Origin of the sequence: Salirhabdus salicampi, assembly GCF_024259515.1 — a bacterium.
In the GTDB taxonomy this organism is placed as follows: Bacteria; Bacillota; Bacilli; order Bacillales; family Alkalibacillaceae; genus Salirhabdus_A; species Salirhabdus_A salicampi.
Map to the genome: position 1 here is coordinate 698,157 of NZ_JANBWE010000001.1, position 26,258 is coordinate 724,414.

Sequence of the window (26,258 nt, forward strand, 5' to 3'; positions counted from 1 at the left end):
AGGTGGGAATTTTGGCAAACAAAAATGAATTGAATTATGACGTAGTTGTAGTCGGGGCTGGAAATGCTGCTTTATGTGCTGCTATAGCAGCACGGGAAAACAATGCAAAAGTTCTCGTACTAGAAAAAGGCCCTAAGAAAAAAAGAGGGGGCAATTCATTCTTTACTGATGGTGCTATTCGCTTTGCTTTCAATGGTTTAGAAGATCTAAGGAGAGTAATTCCTTCAATAACAGATGAAGAAGCTGATAAGATTGTGATGCCTCCTTATACGAAAGAGAAATATTACGCCGATTTAATGGAAGCAACAGGTAACCAGTCAGATCAAGAATTAGCCAGCCATTTAGTTAACGAATCGTATGAAACCATTAAATGGATGCACTCACATAACATCATTTTTGAACTTATATATGATAATCAATCTTTTTTAAAAGATGGTAAATATCACTTTTGGGGTGGCTTACCTGTTAAGACAAAAGATAGAGGGGTTGGCCTAATTAAACAGTTAAATGAACGAGCTGAAGAATTAGGTATTGATGTGTGGTATGAATCACCTGCCGTTCAATTAATTAAAGATGACGACCAAATTTCTTCTGTTGTAGTGAATAAACAGGGTGAAAACGTGACGGTCAATACGAAAAGTGTAGTTTTAGCATGTGGAAGTTTTGAAGCAAATAAAAAACTTCGTGTAAAAAACCTAGGTGAAGAATGGGGAAATGCAATCGTCCGTGGGACTGAATTTAATACGGGAGATGGCTTATCAATTGCATTTGAAGTAGGTGCACAACCGTTTGGAGATTGGGGCGGCGGGCATGCAATTGGTACTGATGCTAATGCTCCGAAAGTTGGGGATTTTACGAAGCCAGGTGATATTTTCAAAAAGCATTCTTATCCTCTAGGTATTATGATCAATAAAGATGGATACCGCTTTGTGGATGAAGGGGCAGACTTTAGAAATTATACCTATGCAAAATATGGTCGAGAAGTACTAAAACAACCGGATAGTATCGCGTATCAAATTTACGACCAACAAGTTCGACCGATGTTACGTGATGAGTATGACCGAGAAGAGGCGACAGTATTTACAGCCAATACTATTGAAGAGTTAGCGGATCAATTAGATGTAAACAGAGAACAGTTTATCGAAACGATTAAAGCATATAATAACGCTGTTCAAGACGGAGAATATAAACCGGCAGAAAAAGATGGGAAAAAGACAGCGGGAATTACACCACCAAAGTCGAATTGGGCATTAAAAATTGAGAAACCACCATTTTATGCTTTCCCCGTTACATGTGGCATGACATTCAGTTTCGGTGGAGTTCGGGCAAACGGTAAGGCAGAAGTCCTGAATAAGGATGATGAGCCAATTAAAGGCCTGTATGCAGCTGGAGAGATGATTGGAGGTATCTTTTACAAAAACTATCCTGGTGGAAGTGGGTTAATGTCAGGTGCAGTTTTTGGAAAGACTGCAGGGACTTCAGCGGCAAAATACGTTCAAGAGACTTCTGTTAAAAACGGATAAGACATAGGAAATTATACAAATTTCATAATCGGCTATCAATGAGAAAAGTCATGTTCATGACGTATATATGTAGTTTCATTGAAAATAAAAACTACATGATATACGTCTTTTTTATTGTTATTTTGGCAGAATATTAATCTGGCGAACGAACGTAAAAGTTAAATCATGTATATGTAGTTATCGGATAAATTGTACTTATATGCTATCATATAGTTAAAATTTACCTTTATTAGGAGATGATGACTATGTCGGTTTATAAATCATCAAAGCAAAGTACCAAGGATTTAGCCATTACCGTATATAATTCCTATTTTGCTGTTGTAAAAGAAAAACGGGATTTTCGTGATTATAGACAACAAGAAGAGATTCATTATATGGACGTATCAGAAAAAATTGAAATAGATTCCCTTATTGTAAAAGGATTACACATACGTGAAGTTAACTATGATCATGATTTAGTAGATAAGCATAAGCTATTAAAAAAATACCTCGATCACACTGTCTATATACGCACTGATGAAAACGAAAAAGTACCTTGTCGTCTTTTAAGTGTTAGTAGTGGCATTATATTAGAAAATGAAGAGACGAAAGAAATTTTAGTTGACCCTGAAGAAGAAATCATTCTACCAAAACTACCAAACGGCCTCATCGTGCATCCCTCATTAATTTGCAAGGTACATCCCCATGACTTAACGGAAACGGAAGTTACGTATACAACAGGTGGCTTTCAATGGTATGCGAATTACGTTCTCTACTTGGAAGATGAACACTTACACTTATCTGGCTGGGTTTTAATAACAAATGAATCAGGCACAACATTTGAAGATGCAAGGTTGAAATTAATCGCTGGTAAAGTGAATAAAGAAACAACAGTGCATAGCTTTGGAGATGAAGTAATTTCTTACAATATGGACATCGATGCTGAACCCGATTTCGTAGAGCAAAGTTTTAATGACTATCATCTTTATACTTTAAATGGGATGACGACATTAAAAAACAATCAAGAAAAGCAAATTAATCTATTAAACGGACGAGATATTAAATATACAAAACATTATGAAGTGAAAGGTCGTAATGATGACGTTCATATCTTGTTACAATTTGAAAATCGAAAAGACAATCAGTTAGGCCTACCATTACCAAAAGGGAAAGTAAAAGTGTACAGTGAAGACGAAGATGATGGTAGCTTAGAGTTTATAGGGGAAGACCGAATCCAGCATACACCTAAAAACGAAACCATCAAATTGTATTTAGGGCAGGCATTTGACGTCATATGTGAAGGAAAACATGTTGATCGGAAGAGAAATGGTCATCTTGAGGTGTCTTCTTATGCATATAAAATACGGAACCATAAGGATCAAGACGTTGTTTTGAACATATACCACCCTATCTCTTATAAATTTATTGAAGTGTCCGAAACAACACATCCATTTCAAAAAATCAATGCACAGGAAGTACTGTTTGAAGTTGCTGTACCCGCCAATAGTGAAGAATTCGTCAAATTTTCATATGTGAAAGACCATAGCTTATCTATTAAACTACATAAATAAGGAGATTTTTGGAGGGTATATTAGGTACGTCTTTATTGATAATTCCTACAAAAGATTACAATTTTTCCGAAGACAGGTAAAGTTTTGCCAAAGGTGGAAACTCAGCAATTTGATAACAATGATTTTCCACAATATGATAAAGTTAGTGAAAAGAGATGCGACAACCGTAAGGAGGATTTTGGAATGGATTTACAATTAAAAGGAAAAAATGTCTTAATTACAGGTGGTTCAAAAGGCATTGGGAAAGGGATAGCAGAAGTCTTTGCAGCAGAGGGGGCAAATGTGGGAATTGCGGCACGTAATGAGGATACGCTTAAACAAACAAAAGAAGAATTAGGGGGAAAAGTAAGCATATATCCGGTGGATATCACTGACGAAACGGAACGAAAGCATTTGATGAAGTCATTTTTATATGATCACAGTACGATTGATGTTCTTGTGAATAATGCAGGAGGAAGCAATGGAAGTACAGTTGTTGAAACGGATATGAATTTGTTTCATGAAGCACTCGAACTAAACTACTTTTCAGCGGTCCATTTGAGTAAACTTGCTGTCGACAATATGAAAGAAGCAGGAAGTGGCTCTATCATTAATATTACGTCTATTTTCGGAAGAGAAAGTGGAGGACGGGCTACATATAATAATGCAAAGGCAGCACTGATAAGTTTTACAAAGTCCTTGGCTGATGAGGCAATCTCTTACGGCGTTCGAGTCAATAGTGTGGCACCGGGAAGCATTTTACATGAAACAGGAAATTGGAAAAAGCGCCTTGAAGAGAACCCAGAAAAAATAAATGCTTTTGTTCAAAATGAAATTCCAGCTGGACGCTTTGGGACGGTTGAAGAGGTGGCAAACGTTGTTACATTTTTAGCCTCAGAAAAGGCTTCATGGATTGTTGGGGTAAGTCTAAACGTAGATGGAGGACAGTCTAGAATGAATTTTTAACGAGGGGAAAGGTATATGGAAAGCTGAACACAAAATTTTTTCATTATTTTCATTATTTTGAGTTGACAGATTTCAAGTTCTAATTTATCCTTGTAAACAATAAAAATTTACAAACGTGATTGAAAACACTAAAGTTAAAAACTTCATAAATGAGTGATCTCTTATCAAGAGAGGTGGAGGGACTGGCCCGATGAAACCCGGCAACCGCCAATGTGATTTCGACGTTGGAAAGGTGCTAATTCCTGAGAAGACATTTGTCTTCTAGAGATAAGAGGAAGGACTAGATTATCCACCCCCTTCCTCGTGAAGGGGGTTTTTCATTTCACTGAAACTTTTCAATCCATAGAGGGGGGATGGAATGTCTGATTTATATGAGTCCAGTCAGTTAAGTATTGGTGAATTTATGTTAGAAAACGGTGAAGCACGAAATTGCACAATTGCTTACGAACGAGTTGGGAAGTGGCCGGCTTCACATGACCAGATTATTGTCATTTGTCATGCCTTAACTGGTAACCAATGGGCATATGGGGAACATCATGACGGTTGGTGGAGCGACTTTATTGGACCTGGGAAAATGATTGATACAAACAAGTATACCGTGTTTACGACAAACGTAATTGGCGGGTGTAATGGTACTGATGTAGAACAGGATACGTTAGGTTATCCGAATATAACGGTTAGAGATATGGTGCGAGCACAAAAACAGTTTTTAGCGAAGTTAGATATTGATCAAGTTTATGCCATTGTTGGGGGTTCCCTTGGGGGAATGCAAGTATGGGAATGGGCAGTTATGGACCCAACGTTTGCAGAAGTGTATGTCCCGCTTGCATCAACTCCTATCTTTTCGGATTATGCTCTCGCATATAATCACATAGCAGAACAAGCGATATTATCTCATCAAAATGAAACGGACTCTAACGGTAAAGGGTTAGAAATTGCTAGAATGATTGGAATGATTACTTATCGGTCACCACAGTTATTTAATAATCGTTTTGAACGCTCACAAGGGGAAGACGATCGGTATGAAGTTCAAAATTACTTAGATTACCAAGGGAATAAATTATTGCAACGATTTGATGAAAACAGTTATGTAACGTTACTTAGAGCGATGAATTCCCATGATATTACACGGGGTCGTGGAAGTTTAGGAGATGTTTTGGCGCGAATACAGGCACCTATTTTAACAGTCTCGTTTAGCCACGATTTGCTGTACCCGCCTAAGGCGATTCATGAAGCAGCGCGACAGTTAGAAAATGCAGGCATAGATGTCCGTTATCATTCTGTCGAAACGGATTTTGGTCATGATGGTTTTCTCGTCGAACCAGAAAAGTGGCAACACGTTGTAAAGGATTTTTTGCTAGCACAAGAAGAGAGGAACCAAGTTGATCAAAGTCGTGTGATTGGGGCCTGGAACGGACCATAAATTGTACTTAGAAAAACGGATGACTTCGGAGAATTCCTACGAAACGAACAACGTAAAGCCAACATTCTTATGCACCGAAAATTCAAATAAGGGAGAGAGGAAAATTTATGACTAAAAAAACGACTCAAGAGGAAGCGACAACCCAATACGCTTTTGAAACACAAGTATTGCATGGAGGGCAAGCACCAGACCCGACAACAGGTTCACGGGCAGTACCCATTTATCAAACAAGTTCTTACGTTTTTTCGAATACAGAACATGCAGCGGGGTTATTTTCTTTAGATGAAGCGGGGAATATTTATTCCCGTATTGGCAACCCAACTGTTGATGTATTAGAAAAACGTATTGCTTTACTCGAAAATGGTGTAGGTGCTTTAGCTACAGCAAGTGGGCAATCAGCCATCACATTATCCATTTTAAGTGTAGCGGAAAGTGGCGATGAGATTCTAGCTGCAACGAATTTATACGGGGGGACGTATAATTTATTCGCTCAAACTTTACCGCGTTATGGTGTGAAAGTGACATTTGTTGATCCAACGGATCCAAACAACTTTCGTGAAAAAATTACCGATAAAACGAAAGCAATTTATGCTGAAACAATCGGTAACCCAAGCTTACATGTGTTGGATATTGAAGCGGTGGCAGATGTTGCCCACGAAGCGGGTATTCCACTAATTGTAGATAACACATTCCCAACCCCTTACTTATGCCGTCCAATCGATCACGGTGCAGATATTGTTGTTCATTCAGGAACAAAATGGTTAGGTGGACACGGAACTTCTATTGCGGGCTTGATTATAGATGGTGGACGTTTTAATTGGGGAAATGGAAAGTTCTCTTCCTTTACAGAACCAGATCCAAGCTATAACGGGATTCGTTACTGGAACGACTTCGGTGGCTTAGCGTTTATTATGAAAGCTAGAGTTCAATTACTTCGGGACTTTGGGCCAAGTTTAAGCCCATTCAATGCATTTTTAATTTTACAAGGAATTGAAACATTACATGTACGGATGCGAGAACATTGTAGAAATGCACAACAATTGGCTAAACATTTACAGGCACACCCTGATGTGGATTGGGTAACCTATCCAGGTTTAGAAAACCATCCGTCCCATGAGCTTGCGAAACAGTACTTAGATGATGGTTATGGTGCTGTAGTTAACTTCGGCATTAAAGGTGGCCGAAAGGTAGGAGAGGCTATTATTAACAATATTTCTATTTGGTCCCACTTAGCTAATGTCGGTGATGCAAAATCACTTATAATTCACCCTGCAAGTACAACACATCAACAATTAACTGGTGACGAATTGATCGCGACAGGGGTAACTGAGGATCTCATTCGTTTATCAGTAGGAATTGAACATATCGATGATTTAACTACTGACTTGTTTAATGCGATTTCAAAAGCTACTGGTAATAAACGAGACGGTCAAAAGGTTGTCGTGAATGACGAAGGTGTCATTCGCCGTGTCTTAAAATCACCAACCATCAATGAAAATGGAGAAGAACGTCCGGTGAAAATTGCCGTTGTAGGTCTGTCAGGTAAACCAGCAAGACCGAGTTACCGTTTAGCTCGTAAAATGCAACGTTTAGGATATAAATTAATCCCAGTCAATCCCCGGGAAGAGGAGATTTTAGGAGAAAAAGTGTATCCAGATCTCATTTCTATTCCAGAACCTGTTGATATTATCCAAGTGTTCAGGAATCCAGAAGCTGCGATTGAAATTGCAAAAGAAGCGGGGGAGTTAGATCATAAAGGGATATTTTGGCTGCAAGAAGGTGTCATATCTGATGAAGCAGTAAAAATTGCTGCAGAACAAGGGTATGACGTCGTTCATAACCGCTGTACCTATAAAGAAACCCAACGTCTTCGAGGAACAATCGTTACTTACGTGTAACCATTGATTCCTGGTATATAAGCAATAAAATATCGATGATTCTCTTATCAAGAGAGGCGGAGGGACTGACCCAAAGAAGCCTCGGCAACCAGTATATTCAAATGCTAAGGTGCCAATTTCAGAGGAATGAAACATTCCGAAGATGAGAGAGCTGCAGGATTATTTGCAGCCCTTCTCACTTTGGTGGGAAGGGTTTTTTGATGGAGAAATAACCTAGTTAAACTAAGGAGGAAATGATTATGAGTCAACTTAAATTTGCTTATTGGATACCAAATGTTAGTGGAGGATTGGTTGTGTCAAACCTTCCACAAAAAACGGATTGGAGTTTTGAAGCGAATAAACGGTATGCACAGATTGCGGAAGAAGTAGGATTTGAATACGCGTTATTACAAACTCGTTTTTTTGCTAGTTATGGAGCGGAATATCAACTGGAAGCGATGACATTAGCTTCAGCTTTAGCAAGTGTAACGAAAAAATTAAACTTAATATCGGCGGTTCTACCAGGGCTATGGCACCCAGCAGTTTACGCAAAAATGCTTGCTTCCCTTGATCACATTAGTAATGGGCGTGCTGCAGTAAACGTTGTAAGCGGTTGGTTCAGGGGTGAGTTCGACGGTTATGGTGAACCGTGGCTAGAACACGGCGAGCGTTATAAACGAGCAGAGGAGTTCATTCGTGTTCTCCGCGAAATGTTTACCGCTGAAAAAGCAAACTTCCAAGGAAACTATTATCAAATTAACGATGCACCATTGAAGCCAAAACCAGAAAAAGACATTCCAATCTTCCAAGGTGGAAACTCACAAGATGCTCGTCATATGGCTTCTCGAGTTTCGGACTATTACTTTATGAATGGGAATACATTGGAAGGAATTCAAGAGCAAATTGCAGATGTAAAGGCAAAAGCAGCGGCCCAGGGCCGAGAAGAAGAAGTGAAATTTGGAATTAATGGCTTCGCCATCGTTCGTGATACAGAAGAGGAAGCGGTTCAACTTCTAAGAGATATTATTGCCAATAAAGATGAAGAGGCGGTGAAAGGATTTCAACAAGCCGTAAAAGAGGCGGGCCAATCAACAAAAGATAAGCAGGGGATGTGGGCTAACTCTACAAAAGAAGATTTGGTTCAATATAACGATGGGTTTAAAACAGGTCTCATTGGAACGCCGGAACAAGTGGCAAATCGCATTATCGAATTGAAAAAAGTCGGGGTGGACCTCGTGTTAACAGGGCATTTCCACTATGAGGAAGACTTACGATTGTTTGGAGAAAAAGTCATCCCTCTCGTTCGGGAAAAAGAAAAACGATTAACGAAAGAAGGCATCCTTGTATGAAATTATTAGGGATTTCCGGCAGTTTATCTGACCGTTCAAAAACATTTCTAGCAGTAGAGAAGGCAATCCAATTTGCAGAAGAACAATTTTTTGAGACGAAACAGGCAATTAAAGAAAAATTAAATACCGATAAGTATGATCAAACAATCGAAACGGAGATTGTAAATTTAAAAGACTATGACCTACAGTTTTGTGATGGTCGTAACCCTCTCGACTACGAAGGGGATACGAAAAAGCTTATTAAGAAAATTATCGAAGCTGATGCCTTTATAGTTGGTAGCCCAGTTTACCGCGGGTCTATGAGTGGTGCGTTGAAAAACGTCTTTGATTTAATTCCGAATAATTGTTTAGAAGGGAAAGTAATTGGTTTTATTGCTACAGGCGGAACGTATCACCACTTTTTAGCGATTGAACATCAACTCCATCCACTTGCCGGGTATTTTTCGGCTCATGTTGTACCAGGTGGTGTATATGCCCACAATGAGCACTACGACAATCAAGGGTTGATATCAGATGAAATATTGGAACGGTTACGGGTGCTATCTTACTCTGTTATTGATTTACATCACCGATTATATGATAGCCATACAATTGCAAAAAAACCTTATATTCCGAGAAAAAGTTTATCAGCTACAAAAAGTTAGTCTGTTGCCGTTATCAACTTATTACATTTTCTTCTCATTCATAGGGACATTAGTACAAAAGAGAACTCCCCCCGATCCAATAGGAAGGGGGGCTAAAACTACATAATTAGTAAAGGGGTGGAACCATTATGACGGTAACAAGTGGCATCGTAAAACCGTATGAAAGTAATTACAATTTGCAGCATTATGAGAAGGTTTACAATAATTTTTCATGGGAGTCGGTAGAGAAAGCATTCAGTTGGAGTAAGACAGGTCAACTGAACATCGCATATGAAGCAGTTGATAAGCATGTTGACGAAGGTTATGGTGATAAAATAGCCCTTCACTACGTCCATAATGAAACAGAAGTAAAATTAACTTTTGCGGATTTAAAACAACAGTCTGACCAATATGCTCAGGTTTTAAGAAAACATGGCGTAAAAAAAGGTGACCGTGTTTTTATCTTTTTACCAAAGCATCCGGACTGTTATGTTGCCATTATGGCTGTTATCAAAATAGGAGCCATTGCAGGTCCTCTTTTTGAAGCATTTATGGAGGAAGCTATTAAAGATAGAATGCAAGATTGTGGTGCGAAAGTACTGATTACGAATTCAGAGCTTGTGTCCCGTGTTCCGAGGGAAGAGCTTCCTGATTTACAAACGGTACTCATTACCGGTGAGTCTAGCGAATGTCAACAAGACGAATTGTCTTTATGGGAGGAAATCAGAGGGTTAGATGCTGAATCAGATGAAAATGTGATTGAGTGGGTAGAACGTGACGATCCAATGATTATTCACTATACATCTGGCTCTACCGGAAAACCGAAAGGCATTCTCCACGCCCATCGTGCTATGATACAACAATATCAAACTGGAAAATGGGTCCTCGATTTAAAAGAAGATGATGTATATTGGTGTACGGCACACCCAGGCTGGGTGACAGGAAGCTCCTACGGTGTGTTTGCGCCTTGGTTGAACCGCGCGACCATTATTGTCAATGGAGGGCGATTTGCGGCAGAAGCATGGTATGAATTGATTGAAAGAACGAGGATTTCTGTATGGTACAGTGCGCCAACAGCTTTTCGTATGTTAATGTCGGCAGGTGAAGAACTGCAGAAACAATATGACTTATCGTCGTTGCGACATATTTTAAGTGTTGGGGAGCCACTTAACCCTGAAGTGATTACGTGGGGGAAGAGGACGTTACAATTACGTATACATGACACGTGGTGGATGACCGAAACAGGAGCACAATTAATTGTGAATTTGCCGTCACAGCCCATCAAGCCGGGCTCAATGGGAAGACCTTTACCAGGCATAAAAGTAGAAATACTTAACGATAAAGGTGAGCCGTTACCAATAGGTGAAGTCGGACAATTAGCAATAAAAGCAAACTGGCCGTCGATTATGAAAGGGATTTGGAAGAATGAGGAAAAACATCAATCTTATTTTCCATATGACGGTTGGTATATTTCAGGTGATTTAGCTTATAAAGATGAAGACGGCTATATTTTCTTCCAAGGCCGTAATGATGATATGATTAACTCTTCTGGTGAACGTATTGGGCCATTTGAAGTAGAAAGTAAATTAATTGAACATCCAGCTGTAGCTGAAGCAGGGGTAATCGGCAAACCTAATGAGTTACGAGGAGAAATTGTTAAAGCTTTTATCGTTTTACGTAACGGTTACCAACCGAGTGATGAGCTGTTAAAAGATGTGAGAGCATTTGTCAAAACAAAATTAGCAGCCCACGCGGCACCAAGAGAAATTGAAGTACTTGAGCAACTACCGAAAACGAGAATTAGTGGAAAAATTATGCGGCGCGTCTTAAAAGCGTGGGACCTTGGAATAGACCCAGGAGATACATCAGCATTGGATGGCGGACAGAAGAAAGAGACGTTATATACAACAAAACAATAAAATACCGCTTTCAATATGGGATGGTATAAAATAGAATAAGGGTATAGGGTGTGGGGTTTAACGATGGTTAAACCCCTTTTTTTAAAGGGCGAAGTGTTGAAAATGAATTTTTAATAAGGGAGGAGAACAATGCTTGTCATAAGTAAAGAGGAACAAAAACAATTAGTTAACATGAATGAAGTGATTGATAATGCTTCGTTAGCATTAAAAGAATTCTCAGCTAACCGTACAGTAACTCCTATTCGAGCAGCACTACCATTTCACAATGGGCAAAACACATCACTAGTGATGCCGTCTGTAGCAGAAGAGTTAAAAAGTGTAGGATTGAAAGTCGTATCTGTCGCTCCAAACAATACAAAAATAGGAAAGAAGGCGATTAACGGAGTTGTCATGTTATCAGACTTTGAATCTGGTGAACCCGTAGCAATGTTGGAAGGTTCGTATTTGACAATGGTTCGGACAGGTGCATTGTCAGGTGTTGCGACGAAATATTTAGCAAGAGAAGATGCGAAAACGTTGAGCGTAATTGGGACAGGTGCACAAGCCGAAGGGTTAGTTGCTGCGGTGCTCGCGGTTCGTAATATTGAACAAATCTATCTTTATAATCGAACAAAAAAGAAAGCAGAGGAATTCGCGCGATATGTGTTTGATACATATGGAATACAAACCGAAGTAATATCGGATGCTAACGAAACCGTAAAGAAAGCAGATATTGTCGTTACCGCTACAAATGCTTTAACACCTGTGTTTTCTGATTCTTTACAACCAGGAGTGCATGTCAATGCAGTCGGCTCTTTTCGTCCAACTATGCAAGAATTACCTTCAAATGCTGTGACGTCGGCAAATAAAGTTGTAGTAGAAGCGAAAGATGCGGCGTTAGAAGAAACAGGTGACTTGCAAGTCCCAATTAGGGAAGGGTTATTCAATGAATCGGATATTTACAGTGAACTTGGCAAGGTTGTAGCTGGAGATTATCCGGGTAGAGAATCAGAAAGAGAGATTACATTATTCAAATCAGTAGGATTAGCCGTCGTTGATATTGTTGTGGCTAGATATATTTACGACAAAGCTAAGGTAAGAAATATTGGAACGAAACTTCATCTCTAATGTTAGGATATATTCACTTGGCCATGTGAGAAGTCCCGATCAAGGGCTTCTTTTTTTACTTAGAGTTAGTGAAATTTCAGGCATGCTTACTTTAATGCATTAAAAGGGTTGTGCACTACTAATCTGCATACATAAAGTTAGCAGAAATTACATAGTACCTCTAATAGATTGGGAGTCCATATAGCATAAGAGTTTTTGACTAAATGGCATCATAGTAAATATTTAACGGCAAGAATCGTATTGCCGTCTAATACGGTGTGTGTAACAATCGTAACGAAGTATTGATGACTATGGACACATTAAAAAGTTCCAATCATCTTATCGAAAACATATGTAATGAATACATTTCATTATGCGCGATGGTAAATGACATACAAATTAGACAAAATGAAAAAGGAGCTTTGATATAAATTGGATGATTTTTTTCTAATCGTGTTTTTTCTTTCCATTATCACTTGGTTTGTCGGACTTATTAGTCCACGTACAGTTTTAAAGTGGGGAAAAACAAAAACCCGTAAAAGGGTGTCCTTAATATGCGGGTCTACCCTCGTACTTAGCTTTGTAATGATTGGGATAACTGCCGAGATAGAAACAAAGACCGAGGATGTTTCAGATAAAAAGGCGAATGATGAAGAGGTTATCGTCGAAGAAACGAAAGACTTAGGAGAGAAAAAAGATAAATTAGCCGACGATGAACATTCAAGTGATGCTAATGACAACATAAAAGAAGAACAAGAAACAGAGGATCAGGCGTCCTCGACGAACAAAGAGGCGGAACCGAAAACAGAAAAAAGTCATGATGAGTTATCGATACCTCCGCCATCAGGCGAACTCGTCGTTCATTATATGGATGTTGGGCAAGGTGACTCCACCCTCATTTTGGGCCCTGATTTTACCATTCTTATTGATGCCGGACGGTACAATGCGAGTGATGTCGTTCCTTACCTTAATTCAGTAGGTGTTCAAAGCATTGATTTAATGATTGGAACGCATCCCCACGCTGATCATATAGGTCAAATGGATAAAGTACTACAAAACTTTCCTGTTAAAGAAGTATGGATGAGTGGTGACGCACATACGTCACGTACTTTTGAACGTGTCATTGATGCAATTGCAGCGTCTGAGGCTAGTTACCATGAACCGAGGGCTGGTGAAACATTTACGATTGGTTCATCGCAACTAGATGTCGTAAGTCCATACAGTATTAATGGGAATTTTCACAAAGGTTCTGTTGCGGTAAAAGTAAGGTATGGAAATGTAAACTTCTTGTTTACAGGAGATGCGGAGCATGAAACGGAACGGGAAATATTAAATCGTGATTATGATCTAAAAGCTTATATCTACCAATTAGGGCATCATGGATCAAGCACATCGAATACAGAAGCATTTTTAAAAGCTATTAATCCGGAAGTAGCCATTTACTCTGCTGGCCATGGAAACTCGTATGGACATCCACATGATGAAGTCGTGAATCGTGTGAGGTCGATGGGAATAAAGTTATATGGAACAGATGTACATGGTCACATTCTTGTGAAAACAAATGGTACGACATACACCGTAGAAACGAAAACAAGTGGAACCATTACGACAGAACCATCAGAGGAAACATCGAAAGATACAACAGCAGAAAAAGAAGAAGCACCTGAAGAAGAAGAGGTTTCGGCTAATTGTGTTGATGTAAACACTGCTACGAAAGAACGATTAACCGAAATTATTCATATAGGTGACTCTAGAGCGGATGATTTAATCTCGTTGCGGTCGTTCAGTTCCATAGACCAGTTAACAAGAATACGAGGTATTAGTGAGAATCGATTAGGAGATATTAAAGAGCAAGGTTTAGCTTGTGTTAAGTAGAAGGGGATGGATATGAAAAAAGCAGTGGTTGACCGAATTGTGGATGGTAAGCATGCTGTCTTATTAGTTGGTCAAAAGGAAAAAGAAATTATTATTGATGCTGTCAGACTACCGGAAAAAGCTATTGAAGGCACGTGGGTAACTATAAAGCAAAAAGGTGAAGACGTAGAAGTGATCTCCATTAATGATAATGAGACGGTTGAAACGAAGCAACGTATCGAAAACAAAATGGATTTATTGAGACAGAAAAAGGGGAGCCGATTTAAAACATAAATACCCTTTAGCCGTCTCGATAGAACAGGAAGAAGTCCTTTAAAGGGGCTTCTTTTTTTCATAAGCGTTTTCAAGGAACTTCCATCATTATCCAATAGTGTTAACAATCTATGACAGTTGATAATCTTGAACATTTCTTGACAGGAATTTGTTGAATTTTTTGTGACAGTGTTCACAATCATTTGTTTTTGATTACCGTTTTTTTATAAGATATATGAGCAAACAAAAAAAGGACACTGACAAAGTTCATTGCTATGAAACGTCGACAACATAAGAAAGGGGTACCATAATGAAGAAAAAGTGGGCTTTATTATCGATAATATTCTTGATTGCTACTTTCCTTACTGGGTGTGAACCGTTAACGGTTTTGGATCCAAAAGGGCCACAGGCTGAAACGACTAGAGATGTCATAATGATTTCTATTTGGACGATGCTTTTTATCGTCGTTGTCGTTTTTGCACTATTAATCTATGTACTTATTAAATATCGTGCTTCTAATCAAAGTGAAGACTATGAACCACCCCATATCCATGGAAGCAAGTTAATTGAAGGGATATGTGTTGGTGTACCCATTATCATTGTCATTTTTCTTTCCGTTATTACGGTAAAGAGCACGTATGAAGTAGAAAGTACACCAAAAGGTTTTGAAGACGAAGAACCATTAATTATTTATGTTTCTTCTTCAGAATGGAAATGGCATTTCAGCTATCCTGAAGAAAATATTGAAACAGTAAACTATCTATACATTCCAACAAATCGACCAATCGAATTTAAGCTGTTTTCACATGGCTCAATTGCAAGCTTCTGGGTTCCGCAGTTAGCGGGTCAAAAATACGCAATGGCGAACATGATCAATACTTTACACGTTGCCGCAACCGTCCCAGGTGATTATGTTGGCCGAAATGCGAACTTTAACGGAGAAGGATTTGCTCATCAAACCTTTAACGTAACCGCAATGGAGGAAGATGAATTTCAGGAGTGGGTAGAAGAAGTTCATGCTACCGCTGATCCGATAACAATAGATAGATTTGAAGAGTTACTAGAACCTGGTCATTTAGGTCAATTAACCTTTACCGGAACTCATTTAGATTTCTTGCCACCACCAAGTACCCACCACGGGGCTTCACATGGTGAAGATTCAGAAGAGCATAATGAAGACCACAGTTCACACGATTCGCATGATGATAGTGGTCATTAATACAAACAACTAGAATGATAAAGTGATATATTTCCTGAAAGGAGAAAACAACATGGAGTTCTTTGAACGATTTGCCGTTCCAAACCCTACATTTACGATATATGCTTCAATGGTTGCCATTGCATTAACGATGTTGGCAGTTGTGATTGGTATAACGTACTTCAGAAAATGGGGTTACTTATGGAGCGAATGGCTTACAACCGTAGACCATAAACGTATCGGTATTATGTATCTTATTTCTGCAATATTAATGCTTTTCCGCGGCGGTGTTGATGCACTTATGATGCGTGCTCAAACTGCTGTACCTGAAAATACACTATTACACGCACAAGAATATAACGAGGTATTCACAACTCACGGAGTCGTAATGATTTTGTTTATGGCGATGGCGTTCATTATGGCATTAATGAACTTTGTCACTCCACTTCAAATCGGGGCTCGTGACGTGGCATTTCCACGATTAAATGCGTTAAGTTTTTGGTTATATTTTATGGGTGCAATGCTCTTTAACATTTCATTCGTAGTTGGTGGTTCCGCCGATGCCGGTTGGACATCTTACTTCCCGCTGGCAGGGAATGAGCATAGTCCACACGTTGGAACGAACTACTATATGCTTTCCATTCAAATCGCAGGACTTGGTACCTTAATTACAGGAATTAACTTTATGGTTACAATCCTAAGAATGCGTGCACCTGGCATGACATTAATGAAAATGCCAATGTTTACATGGACTGCACTCATTACAAATATGATTATCGTATTTGCTTTCCCAGTGTTAACTGTAGCACTAGCGATGGGAACAATGGATCGTCTGTTTGGAACACACTTTTTCGCAATCAACAACGGTGGAATGGATATGCTTTGGGCAAACTTCTTCTGGATTTGGGGACACCCTGAAGTATACATTCTAGTTCTACCGGCTTTCGGTATTTATAGTGAGATTATTCCAACATTCGCAGGACGTAACCTATATGGATATAAATCAATGGTTGTGTCTATTGTTTCAATTTCCGCTTTATCCTTCGTCGTATGGGTACACCATTTCTTTACGATGGGGCAAGGCGCACTCGTAAACAGTATATTCGCAATTTCTACAATGGCAATTGCAATTCCAACAGGTGTGAAAATCTTTAACTGGCTGCTCACCCTTTGGAAAGGAAAAATCCGCTTTACGACACCAATGCTTTATTCTATTGGTTTCATTCCGATATTTACAATCGGTGGTGTAACGGGTGTAATGCTTGGTATGGCAAGTGCTGACTACCAGTATCACAACACCATGTTCTTAGTGGCACACTTCCACTTAGTCATTATCCCGGGGGTTGTATTCGCATTAATCGCCGGTATGTTCTACTGGTGGCCAAAAATGTTCGGTTTCTTGTTAAATGAACGTCTTGGTAAAGCATCTTTCTGGTTTATCGCAATTGGAGTATGTGTTGCGTTCTTCCCGATGTTCATTTCTGGTTTAGATGGGCAAGCGCGTCGTATGTACACGTACTCTGAAGCCACCGGTTTTGGCATTTGGAATATGATTTCCTTTGTTGGTGCGCTAATGCTTGCTGTAGGTTTCGTGTTAATCGTATATAACATTTACTACAGTACTCGCTATGCATCAAGAGACATTAGTGCAGATCCATGGGATGCACGTTCTTTAGAGTGGGCTACTCATAGCCCTGTTCCAGAATATAACTTTGCCATTACTCCAGAAGTAAACTCTTCTGAAGCGTTCTGGGATGCGAAGAAAAAAGGTCATAAATTATTTAAAGGTGAATATAAAGAGATTCACATGCCAAGCAGCAGTGGTGTTCCATTCATTATGTGTTGTTTCTTCTTCCTATGGGGATTCGCACTAGTATTTAGTATGTGGATTACAGCAATCATTGCTACATTAGGGATTTTCGCATGTATGGCGCATCGTTCATTTGAGGTAGATCATGGATACCATATCCCTGTAGACGAAATCAAAAGAACGGAAGAAAAATTAGGAGGTGCTAAAAAGTGAAAATAGATCACTCAAAACCTCTCGAATATAGTACAGATCAAAACAACTTTAATATATTAGGTTTCTGGATTTTCCTAGCTGCAGAAGTAGCTTTGTTTGCAACATTGTTTGCGGGGTATTTCTCACTCCTTGGAGGTACTGGAAATGGCCCAACTGATAGTGACATTTTTGTAATAGATACCCTTATTATCCAAACGGTGTTGCTATTAACAAGTAGTTTTACCATTGGATTGGTTGTACACGCAATGAGACTAGGGAGAAAGACAGCGATGATTAATTTCTTCATCCTTACCCTTCTTCTAGGTCTTGGGTTCTTAGCAGTAGAGATTTATGAATTTGTTGAGTTTGTTCATCATGGCTTAACATTACAAACAAGTGGTTTTTCAGCTGCATTGTTTACATTGTTAGGTACCCACGGTGCTCACGTAACATTCGGTTTATTCTGGGGAATAGCTATTATTCTTCAAGTTAAAAAACGTGGATTTACACCTGAAACAGCTAATAAATCGTTTATCTTTTCGCTTTACTGGCACTTCCTAGACGTTGTTTGGATTTTCATCTTCAGCTTCGTCTACTTGAAAGGAATGATGTAATTTATGAAAGAACTATTTCCTTATAAACAAGTATTAGGCTATGTATTTTCTTTATTATTAACTGTAATAGCTCTTTCCGTTTATTTCTTAGACATGTCATTTCAAATGGGCTTAACGATTCTGCTTGTAACAGCATTTATCCAAGCAGGCGTACAGCTCGCTGTATTCATGCATGCTGGAGAAACAAATGACAAAAAGCCAATTTACGTTAATGTATATTTTGGAGTATTCGTAGCATTAGTAACGATTTTCGGATCTTTATTAGCTTTAATTTGGGGTTATTAAACACGAAAGAGAGCGTCGTTGGACGCTCTCTTTTTTATTTCCGTTTTACATTAAGATAACTTTGATTTTGCCTCTTGATTTCTTTTCACTACTTCTTCAGAAGCCACAAGGAAAACGCCCATTATAAAGATGAAAACTGCACCAGTAACGGTCCCAATACCGATTGGTACTAACAAACTGTAACCGCTTCCAGTTAAACCGAATAAAAGTAAAATCATTCCAATCATAATCACCGTAGCACCCGTAATTTTCACGGCGTTTAAAATTTGCATCTTCATCACCTTCTTTAATTGTATTATCTTATTTGTTCACAAAAATGTCAAACTTATTTCACGGAATTTTAACATTTTATTCACAAAGTTTTAAAGGATATGTATTGACTTGTACAAACGAGATCGTAGAAAAAGAAAAATGCCGTATGTATCTTTAAAATAAGGAGGGGATGTTATGAAAAGATGTAAAGTGTGCCGCAAAAAACCAAGGTTAGAAAGACGTGTCAATAATGAGGGAGTACTGTTTTGTTCAGATGACTGTTATGATGACTATGATCATTCACCAAATGATATGGATCATCCTTATATTGATGATTATGAAGCCATTCGTTTTGTTTATATCGATTGGATGGAAAACTATGAAGATGACTTATATAAGGAATGGCTTTACGGTACACCGCGAAAAGAAGAATTAATGGAACAATTAGATGAGTTCCTTGGCGAGTTTATGGATTATTATGGATTAGAAGGCCGTGATGGCGTGTTTTCCGCAGAGATTTACCATTATGTAATGGAACTGGAACAATTAAAAGTAGTTATGAAAAACTGGAAAGCAGACGAGAAAGTACTTAATAAACGTCGAAAAGCAATGTATGAAGAACGTAAAAGACGAAAAGAAGAAGAAGAGATTTGGGGATAGAGGTGAGCATAGCTCATCTCTATTTTTGATTGCATGATTGGGGAGAATGAAGTGAAAAAAGATGGTTTGCAGAAGGAAAAGGAATATTACAATAATGATCAACTGAAATATGTAGGAGCGTGGCAAAACGGACAAAAGAATGGATATGGACGAGGATATTGGGAGGATGGGACCCTTTGGTATGAAGGCCAGTTTAAAGACGATAAGCCACAAGGTTATGGCAAAATCTATTATAAGAGTGGTCTTCTACGTTATGAAGGACAATTTGATAAAATGCAGTTTTGCGGTCATGGAACCGAGTATTATGAAAATGGCCATGTAAAATTTGAAGGTACCCAACAAAAGAGCATTCATTTCTTCTATGGAGCCAGACGGTATGTAGAAGGGAAGTTATACTATCCGTCAGGTAAACTACGATATGAAGGTACTTTCACAGGTTTAAAAAACTATGAATTTTATCACGGGGTGGAATATAACGAGGATGGATCAAAAAAGATCTATCTAAATGCTCAAGTATTGACTGAAAAGAGTTCTCTCAAAATTGAAAGGACTGTTATAAACGAATAATGTTTTAGCAAATCCAATCCGTCAGTGTTCTTCTTCCTCGCGTCGTCCGCATTTTTGTTTTGTTTATTATACACGAAATGGGCTTTATGCGAATCTAATAATGTAAGCTTTACAAATCGTTGCTTTTCCACGCACGGGAACACATCGATCATCTATCTGAAAGTTAAGAATTGCCAAGAAACTAGCAGCCAATTGGACTACTATTTCTTGTATAATAGAATTACAGCTAAGAAGGACGGTGAGCAGATATGAACAAAAAACGTTGGGTTAAAATTGGTGTTGGAATCGTTTTCATTCTATTAATTATTAATATTATCGGTAGCTTGTATTTTTATGATTTAGCCATTAAACGTGAAAAGAAAGACTTTCTTCAAGGAAATAAGGATTTAGAAGTATCGGCAGAAGCAATGAATACGTTTTTAAAAGGGGATTGGCGTGAGTGGGTCGTCAATCAAAACTTTGAAGGTATGGAAATTGAGTCCTTTGATGGCTTAAAACTACAAGGCTACTTTTTGGAATCAATAGAACCAACAAACAAAACGGTCATCTTTGCCCATGGTTATTTAGGCCGTGGAAGAGATATGGCTTTATACGGACAATATTATTATGAGGAGCTTGGTTATAATATATTCCTGGCAGATATGCGCGGTCACGGGGAAAGTGAAGGAGATTATATCGGTTTTGGCTGGCATGATCGGCTAGACTACTTAAAATGGATTGATACCATCATTGAAAAGAAGGGAATGGATGTAGAAATTGTTCTTCATGGGCTATCAATGGGCGGAGCTACGATGGCAATGATAAGTGGGGAAGAGCTGCCTTCCAATGTAAAGGCAATTGTTGCTGATAGCCCATACTCAAGCGTTTATGACTTATTTGCATATCAACTCAAACGAATGTATAAATTACCGGAATTTCCTGTTCTGCCAACTACGAGTCTAGTAACGAACATGAAAGCTGGATATTCATTAAAAGAAGCATCTGCGTTAGAACAGGTAAAAAAGGCAGAAGTACCAATTCTATATTTCCATGGAAGCAATGATACTTTCGTCCCAACTCCAATGGCAAATGAGTTATATGAACAAACGAACGGCGAAACAGACATTATGTTCTTCGAAGGTGCAAATCACGGTGAAGCCTTTGCGATTGATAAGGAGAAGTATGTGGAGAAGTTGACGGGATTTTTGAAGAAGTATATAAACTAATGGAAAATGTGACAATGTATATGATGAAATGTGACTAAAAGGCAGTCTTTGACCAAATGACTGCCTTTTATTTATACTAATAAATAAGATTTTATGGTTATTTCTGTTATGTTCTAAGATATTTAGAACATATAAGTTAGGAGAGTTATGTATATGGAAGCAGATCATAAACTAATTGTTAATTCCGATAACAGTAACTTGTTAAACGAGTTAATCAATTCCATAAGGGGATGTAAGCGCTTTTATTTTAGTGTAGCTTTTATTAATTATAGTGGATTACAACTTTTGTTAGATTCTCTTAAAGAAGCACAAGATAGGGGTGTACCTGGAAAAGTCCTTACTTCTACATATCTTAATTTTACAGAAGTAAAAGCGTTAGAAAAGATTCGAGAATTTTCTAATGTCGAGTTAAAGGTGTTTAGTGATATTACTGAAAAAGGTTTTCATACAAAAGTTTATTTATTTGAATATCAACATACATATAAAGTAATAATAGGCTCTTCGAACATAACGCAAAATGCTTTAAAAAGTAATATAGAGTGGAATGCCGAAATTATATCAAAAGAGGATAATCCTTTTATTCAAAAAGTACTTAAAGAATATAAACACCTTTGGAACATAAGTCATGATGCAACAGAAGAATTTATTAAGAAATATGAATTATTTTTAGATAGGTTTAAAGATAGAAAACCTACTAGTGGGTTGATCTTCGAGCATGGAGAATATATTGTACCAAATCGAATGCAGCGAAGGGCAATAGAAAATCTGGAACGTCTTCGGAGCTATGGTGAGACAAAAGCTTTAGTTGTAGCTGCCACAGGAACAGGAAAAACATATATGTCCGCATTTGATGTAAGTGAATTTAAGCCTAAAAGACTCCTTTTTATTGTTCATCGAGAGGAAATTCTTAAGAAAGCAAAAGAAACATTTGAAACACTTCTACCAAACAGTAAGTTAAGTTTTGGCCTCTTAACTGGTAATTCGAAAGATAAAAATGCAGATTATGTATTCGCAACAGTACAAACGATATCTAAATATTATAAAGAGTACAGCCGTGATCACTTTGATTATATAATTATTGATGAGGCACACCATGCTACAAGCCTGAGTTATCAAACAGTTATGGATTACTTTGCGCCCCAATTCATGTTAGGTATGACTGCTACACCTGAAAGAAGTGACAACGATAATGTATTTGATGTATTTGATAATAATGTAGCTATTGAAGTTCGCTTGCATGAGGCGCTGGAGGATGACCTTGTTATACCTTTTCATTATTTTGGGATCACCGACATTGATGGTATTGATTTAAGTGATGTTGATATTGATAATATTGCTGAAGTAACAAAGAGATTAAAAGTACATGAGCGCGTAGATTTCATAATTGAAAAGATGGAATTTTACGGATATGACGGTAAAAAACGTAAGTGCCTTGGATTTTGTGCTAGCATTGAACATGCTCAATTTATGGCTGAACAATTTAACAAAAGAGGTTATAAAAGCATTTGTTTACACGGTGGACATACAGTTGAAGAACGGACTAAATATATACACCAATTAGAAGATGATGGTAATGATTTGGAGGTTATTTTTACAGTTGATATCTTTAATGAGGGCGTAGATATCCCTTCCATTAATTCAGTTTTAATGCTTAGACCAACCAATTCTCCAATAGTTTTTATACAACAATTAGGTCGTGGACTTCGAAAATATGGAAAGAAAGAGTTCCTAACTGTTATAGATTTTATAGGTAATCATAGTAAAGCCTTTTTAATTGCAATAGCTTTAAATGGAAGTCGTTACTATGATAAAGAGAGTATAAAGGTAGCTATTGCAACAGACTTCGCTAATATCCCGGGGGCGACCCACATACAGATAGATGAAATCTCAAGGGAACGTATATTAGAACAAATTGATAGGGAGAACTTTAACTCCATGAAGTATCTGAAAGAAGAATACTTTGAATTTAAGAAGCAGAACAGGGGTAAGATTCCTTTATTTTTACTAGATTTTTTAAAATTTGATGGTTCCCCAGACCCTACAAAATTTATCGATAAAGAAAAAACATATTTACAGTTTGTGGCTAAAGCAGAAAAGAATCAAGACTTAAAAGTGTTGCTAGGTGATGATATATTTGAGAGCATATTGAAAGAGTTATCAAGTAAACTACCTTTGAAAAGAATTTATGAATTTGTCATCCTGAAGAGTTTATTAAACCAAAATGAAATAAATGTAGAACAAGCTAAGTACGAAATAATGAAATATATAAACGAAGTAGATAAAGATAGTGTATATCATGCCTTTGAGTACTTAAACCAAAATTATTATGATAAGGTTCAAAAAAAGACAAAAGAGAAGCTTCTTCATTTTAATGGAGATCGAGCTATAAAGACGGTTAACTTTACGAAAGTTTTAGAAAAAGAAGACTATAAAAAGTTTATCAAAGACATCTTAGATTATGGCATATTCCGTTACATTAAAGAATACGGTCACAATTATTATGGTGTTCCTCATTTTAAACTTTATGAACAGTACCAAATGATTGATGCTGCTTTACTATCAAATTATAGAAAAACACATACTGCATTTAGAGGATCGGGCTTATTAACGAACGAGACTGAGTATTTTCTTTACATTGATTTACATAAAGAAGATACTATTAAAGATAGTTTAAAATACAAAGATGAGTTTATCGACCGCCAATACTTTCAATGGCAAACTCCTAACAGTACTACTCAAGCATCTGAAAGAGGAAAAAATATTATCTATAATCGTGATAGGGGAATTAATTTACACCTTTTTGTACGGAAATATAAGGAGATTGATGGAAAAGTGGAACCTTATATTTATATTGGGAAAGGGAACACTGTTGAGTTTGAAGGTGAAAAACCAATTACGGTAAAACTGAAATTAGAGAATGAATTGCCAGAAAACCTATATACAGAACTAACAAAAAAAGTATAGACTTCTCATAGAGAAGTCTATTCGTTCATCAATAATTCAACAGCAGGAATATCAGCCGGTGCCCATTTTAAAGAGGAAAGGTTCTCTCTTTTTAGCCAAATAAGTTTAGAATGTTCGGTAGGCACTGGATCACCATTGACAATACGTGCTTTAATAGCTATTAAATGAATAATAAAAGTATCGTATTCGTGGGTGTGTTCGTTATGTAAATCACAAGTATCAATTTCGCAATGAAGTTCCTCTTTAATTTCCCGTCTTAAAGCAGTATAAATATCTTCATTTTGTTCAACTTTACCTCCTGGAAACTCCCACAGGTTAGGGATGGACATTTTAGGAGAACGGAGGGCACACAATATTTCATCTCGATCATTTTCAATAATAGCGGCTACAACGTTTACTTTCTTTTTCATATATTCTACCTACCTTTAATTTTACTGATATAAAATAGAATAACATTAATTTAAAGTAAATTATAAGGAAATTGATTGAGTAATCAACATTGGGTTATTTTTTTAATCAATAAACCGGCCTACTATTTAGCTATGATCGCTATAAGTATTAGCGAAATCAAATGTCGGAGAGAGAAGTAGAATAAATGATAAACTCCCTCAACATATTTGGTGAGGGAGTTTTAAATATTGGATATGAGAAATTATTGTGCAGTATATCCTCCGTCAATGACAAGTTCAGAACCAGTTGCGAAAGTGGATTCATCTGATGCCAGAAATAAAGCACCATATGCTATTTCTTTCGCCTCACCTAGACGACCGACTGGATGTAAGGCTGCAATAGGTGCTGGATCTTCAATAGCTCCTGCGACCATTGGTGTATCAATATATCCTGGGTGAATACTGTTTACACGAATGTTATATCCTTGACTTGCGCAGTGTAATGCCACTGACTTAGTTAGCAGCTTTACAGCACCTTTACTAGCATTGTAGGTAGGTGCCGCGCCTTCACCAACTAATCCTAAAATGGACGAAAAGTTAATGATTGAACTCTTTTCTTTATTATTTTTCATAGCTAATACGGCATGTTTCGTACCTAAGAAAACAGACTCTACATTAATCTGTTGCACTTTTCTCCAATGCTCTAAAGTTTCTTCCTCAATATTTGTTAATACACCAATACCAGCATTGTTCGCCAACACATGTAAGGAGCCGTATGTATCTTGAACTTCTTGGATGGTAGATTTCCATTCATCTTCAACAGTTACATCTTGTTTAATGAAAATAGCTTCACCGCCACTTTCCTTTATCTCTGCCACAACTTCTTCTCCTGCTTGCACATTAATATCCGTTACCGCCACTTTCGATCCTTCTTGTGCAAATAACTTAGCCATTTCTTTCCCTATTCCTGATGCACCACCAGTAATGAGTGAAACTTTGTTTTCCAAACGACCCATTTTAGTCATCTCCCTATTATTTTATAAGGTTTTTAATATAGTAAAAACGTAGCTGTACCTTTTTAAAAAAATTATATGTACAAGCATTGGAATTATGTGTAATCTATCTAGTTTTCATAGAAAACTTTAATATTTTTAAAAATTATTACTTTTTGATGAAAACGCATCCACCTTCAATTGTTTGAGAAATCCCTGCCGGAGTATGGTATTGTAATTATTGTATAATTTTTCGTTAGATTAGTAGTCTAGAAAAAACTAGGTCATATATAAAAGAATCGAAAGGAACGATTTTTGTGAATCAAGTATTAGAACCTGTTTATAGTCCTTGTCACGGATCCGTAAAAGAGGTTATTGTTAAACCTAATTCTTACGTCTATGAGTGGGAAACGTTATGCTTCATAGAAACGGAGGATGGACGGAAAGAGGAAGTCTCTATTGGTATTAGTGGTATTGTAACTTCAGTTGAAGTGGAAAGAGGTCAAGAAGTTACACCAAGCACAAAAATTACCGTTATCCAAGACGATCTTGAAATAACCGGTAGTGATTAATGTTATCTATAAAAGCATGTTAAAATGCCACTCAATTTCTGGGTGGCATTTTTTTATGGCCGATTGTTGTAAACATCCCAAAACTTTCCATTATTAAAGAACTCCCAATCCTTCTTTTTGGCTTTTATCTACATTC

23 protein-coding genes and 2 riboswitches are annotated in these 26,258 nt (G+C 37.6%); of the genes, 20 read left to right on the forward strand and 3 right to left on the reverse strand.

Annotated elements, in window-relative coordinates; all coding sequences use genetic code 11:
• Nucleotides 1-11 precede the first annotated feature (11 nt).
• From tcuA to qoxD, 15 genes are all read left to right on the forward strand, one after another.
• Nucleotides 12-1,523 (forward strand): FAD-dependent tricarballylate dehydrogenase TcuA, encoded by a 1,512-nt coding sequence (gene tcuA, locus NLW78_RS03640; RefSeq protein ID WP_254495627.1) that lies wholly within the window; start codon nucleotides 12-14, stop codon nucleotides 1,521-1,523.
• A gap of 245 nt (nucleotides 1,524-1,768) precedes the next feature.
• A complete protein-coding gene (locus NLW78_RS03645; RefSeq protein WP_254495628.1) occupies nucleotides 1,769-3,073 on the forward strand; it encodes a DUF4139 domain-containing protein in 1,305 nt (434 codons plus the stop codon).
• A 183-nt stretch (nucleotides 3,074-3,256) separates the two neighbouring features.
• The gene (locus NLW78_RS03650; protein WP_254495629.1) at nucleotides 3,257-4,018 is read left to right on the forward strand and encodes an SDR family NAD(P)-dependent oxidoreductase; all 762 of its coding nucleotides are present in this window, start codon (nucleotides 3,257-3,259) and stop codon (nucleotides 4,016-4,018) included.
• A gap of 158 nt (nucleotides 4,019-4,176) precedes the next feature.
• Nucleotides 4,177-4,292, forward strand: a riboswitch (SAM riboswitch).
• Between the two features lie 84 nt (nucleotides 4,293-4,376).
• Nucleotides 4,377-5,441: a homoserine O-acetyltransferase family protein gene (locus NLW78_RS03655; RefSeq protein WP_254495630.1), complete on the forward strand. Its 1,065-nt coding sequence runs from the start codon at nucleotides 4,377-4,379 to the stop codon at nucleotides 5,439-5,441.
• A gap of 107 nt (nucleotides 5,442-5,548) precedes the next feature.
• Nucleotides 5,549-7,339 carry a PLP-dependent aspartate aminotransferase family protein gene (locus tag NLW78_RS03660; protein ID WP_254495631.1) on the forward strand — a complete coding sequence of 597 codons (1,791 nt, stop codon included), beginning with the start codon at nucleotides 5,549-5,551 and terminating at the stop codon, nucleotides 7,337-7,339.
• Nucleotides 7,340-7,380: 41 nt separating this feature from the next.
• Nucleotides 7,381-7,488, forward strand: a riboswitch (SAM riboswitch).
• Nucleotides 7,489-7,578: 90 nt separating this feature from the next.
• On the forward strand, nucleotides 7,579-8,667 hold the full coding sequence (sfnG, locus tag NLW78_RS03665; protein WP_254495632.1) for a dimethylsulfone monooxygenase SfnG: 1,089 nt from the start codon (nucleotides 7,579-7,581) through the stop codon (nucleotides 8,665-8,667).
• Entirely contained in the window at nucleotides 8,664-9,311 is a 648-nt protein-coding gene (locus NLW78_RS03670) for an NADPH-dependent FMN reductase (protein ID WP_254495633.1), read from the forward strand. Before sfnG ends, NLW78_RS03670 begins: the two co-directional genes overlap by 4 nt.
• Before the next feature lie 128 nt (nucleotides 9,312-9,439).
• A complete protein-coding gene (gene acsA / locus NLW78_RS03675; RefSeq protein ID WP_254495634.1) occupies nucleotides 9,440-11,209 on the forward strand; it encodes an acetate--CoA ligase in 1,770 nt (589 codons plus the stop codon).
• A gap of 129 nt (nucleotides 11,210-11,338) precedes the next feature.
• On the forward strand, nucleotides 11,339-12,316 hold the full coding sequence (locus NLW78_RS03680; protein WP_254495635.1) for an ornithine cyclodeaminase family protein: 978 nt from the start codon (nucleotides 11,339-11,341) through the stop codon (nucleotides 12,314-12,316).
• A gap of 411 nt (nucleotides 12,317-12,727) precedes the next feature.
• Nucleotides 12,728-14,170, forward strand: coding sequence for an MBL fold metallo-hydrolase (locus tag NLW78_RS03685; protein ID WP_254495636.1), 1,443 nt, complete (start codon nucleotides 12,728-12,730; stop codon nucleotides 14,168-14,170).
• A gap of 12 nt (nucleotides 14,171-14,182) precedes the next feature.
• Nucleotides 14,183-14,443 carry a DUF3006 domain-containing protein gene (locus NLW78_RS03690; RefSeq protein WP_254495637.1) on the forward strand — a complete coding sequence of 87 codons (261 nt, stop codon included), beginning with the start codon at nucleotides 14,183-14,185 and terminating at the stop codon, nucleotides 14,441-14,443.
• 289 nt (nucleotides 14,444-14,732) lie between these two features.
• Complete coding sequence (gene qoxA, locus NLW78_RS03695) at nucleotides 14,733-15,641, forward strand: cytochrome aa3 quinol oxidase subunit II (protein ID WP_254495638.1); 909 nt, start codon at nucleotides 14,733-14,735, stop codon at nucleotides 15,639-15,641.
• Between the two features lie 52 nt (nucleotides 15,642-15,693).
• On the forward strand, nucleotides 15,694-17,643 hold the full coding sequence (qoxB, locus tag NLW78_RS03700) for a cytochrome aa3 quinol oxidase subunit I (protein WP_254495639.1): 1,950 nt from the start codon (nucleotides 15,694-15,696) through the stop codon (nucleotides 17,641-17,643).
• Nucleotides 17,640-18,236 carry a cytochrome aa3 quinol oxidase subunit III gene (qoxC, locus tag NLW78_RS03705; protein ID WP_254495640.1) on the forward strand — a complete coding sequence of 199 codons (597 nt, stop codon included), beginning with the start codon at nucleotides 17,640-17,642 and terminating at the stop codon, nucleotides 18,234-18,236. The genes qoxB and qoxC overlap by 4 nt, the downstream gene beginning before the upstream one ends.
• Before the next feature lie 3 nt (nucleotides 18,237-18,239).
• The gene (qoxD, locus tag NLW78_RS03710) at nucleotides 18,240-18,521 is read left to right on the forward strand and encodes a cytochrome aa3 quinol oxidase subunit IV (RefSeq protein WP_254495641.1); all 282 of its coding nucleotides are present in this window, start codon (nucleotides 18,240-18,242) and stop codon (nucleotides 18,519-18,521) included.
• A gap of 50 nt (nucleotides 18,522-18,571) precedes the next feature.
• On the opposite strand, the gene NLW78_RS03715 is transcribed toward qoxD, so the two are convergent.
• A complete protein-coding gene (locus NLW78_RS03715) occupies nucleotides 18,572-18,793 on the reverse strand; it encodes a hypothetical protein (RefSeq protein WP_367617652.1) in 222 nt (73 codons plus the stop codon).
• A 175-nt stretch (nucleotides 18,794-18,968) separates the two neighbouring features.
• On the opposite strand from NLW78_RS03715, the gene NLW78_RS03720 reads away from it, so the two are divergent.
• From NLW78_RS03720 to NLW78_RS03735, 4 genes are all read left to right on the forward strand, one after another.
• On the forward strand, nucleotides 18,969-19,433 hold the full coding sequence (locus tag NLW78_RS03720; protein ID WP_254495643.1) for a hypothetical protein: 465 nt from the start codon (nucleotides 18,969-18,971) through the stop codon (nucleotides 19,431-19,433).
• 51 nt (nucleotides 19,434-19,484) lie between these two features.
• The gene (locus NLW78_RS03725) at nucleotides 19,485-20,000 is read left to right on the forward strand and encodes a toxin-antitoxin system YwqK family antitoxin (RefSeq protein WP_254495644.1); all 516 of its coding nucleotides are present in this window, start codon (nucleotides 19,485-19,487) and stop codon (nucleotides 19,998-20,000) included.
• 248 nt (nucleotides 20,001-20,248) lie between these two features.
• On the forward strand, nucleotides 20,249-21,205 hold the full coding sequence (locus tag NLW78_RS03730) for an alpha/beta hydrolase (protein WP_254495645.1): 957 nt from the start codon (nucleotides 20,249-20,251) through the stop codon (nucleotides 21,203-21,205).
• Nucleotides 21,206-21,358: 153 nt separating this feature from the next.
• Nucleotides 21,359-24,169 (forward strand): DEAD/DEAH box helicase, encoded by a 2,811-nt coding sequence (locus tag NLW78_RS03735; protein WP_254495646.1) that lies wholly within the window; start codon nucleotides 21,359-21,361, stop codon nucleotides 24,167-24,169.
• 17 nt (nucleotides 24,170-24,186) lie between these two features.
• Here the strand turns inward: NLW78_RS03735 and NLW78_RS03740 are convergent, their stop codons facing one another.
• Together NLW78_RS03740 and NLW78_RS03745 are read right to left on the reverse strand one after the other, a co-directional pair.
• Nucleotides 24,187-24,579, reverse strand: a complete 393-nt coding sequence (locus NLW78_RS03740) for a (deoxy)nucleoside triphosphate pyrophosphohydrolase (protein ID WP_254495647.1) — start codon at nucleotides 24,577-24,579, stop codon at nucleotides 24,187-24,189.
• A 242-nt stretch (nucleotides 24,580-24,821) separates the two neighbouring features.
• The gene (locus NLW78_RS03745) at nucleotides 24,822-25,574 is read right to left on the reverse strand and encodes a glucose 1-dehydrogenase (RefSeq protein WP_254495648.1); all 753 of its coding nucleotides are present in this window, start codon (nucleotides 25,572-25,574) and stop codon (nucleotides 24,822-24,824) included.
• 293 nt (nucleotides 25,575-25,867) lie between these two features.
• Here NLW78_RS03745 and NLW78_RS03750 point away from each other — a divergent pair, with 293 nt between their 5' ends.
• Entirely contained in the window at nucleotides 25,868-26,122 is a 255-nt protein-coding gene (locus NLW78_RS03750; protein ID WP_254495649.1) for a biotin/lipoyl-containing protein, read from the forward strand.
• The last annotated feature ends 136 nt before the right edge of the window (nucleotides 26,123-26,258 follow it).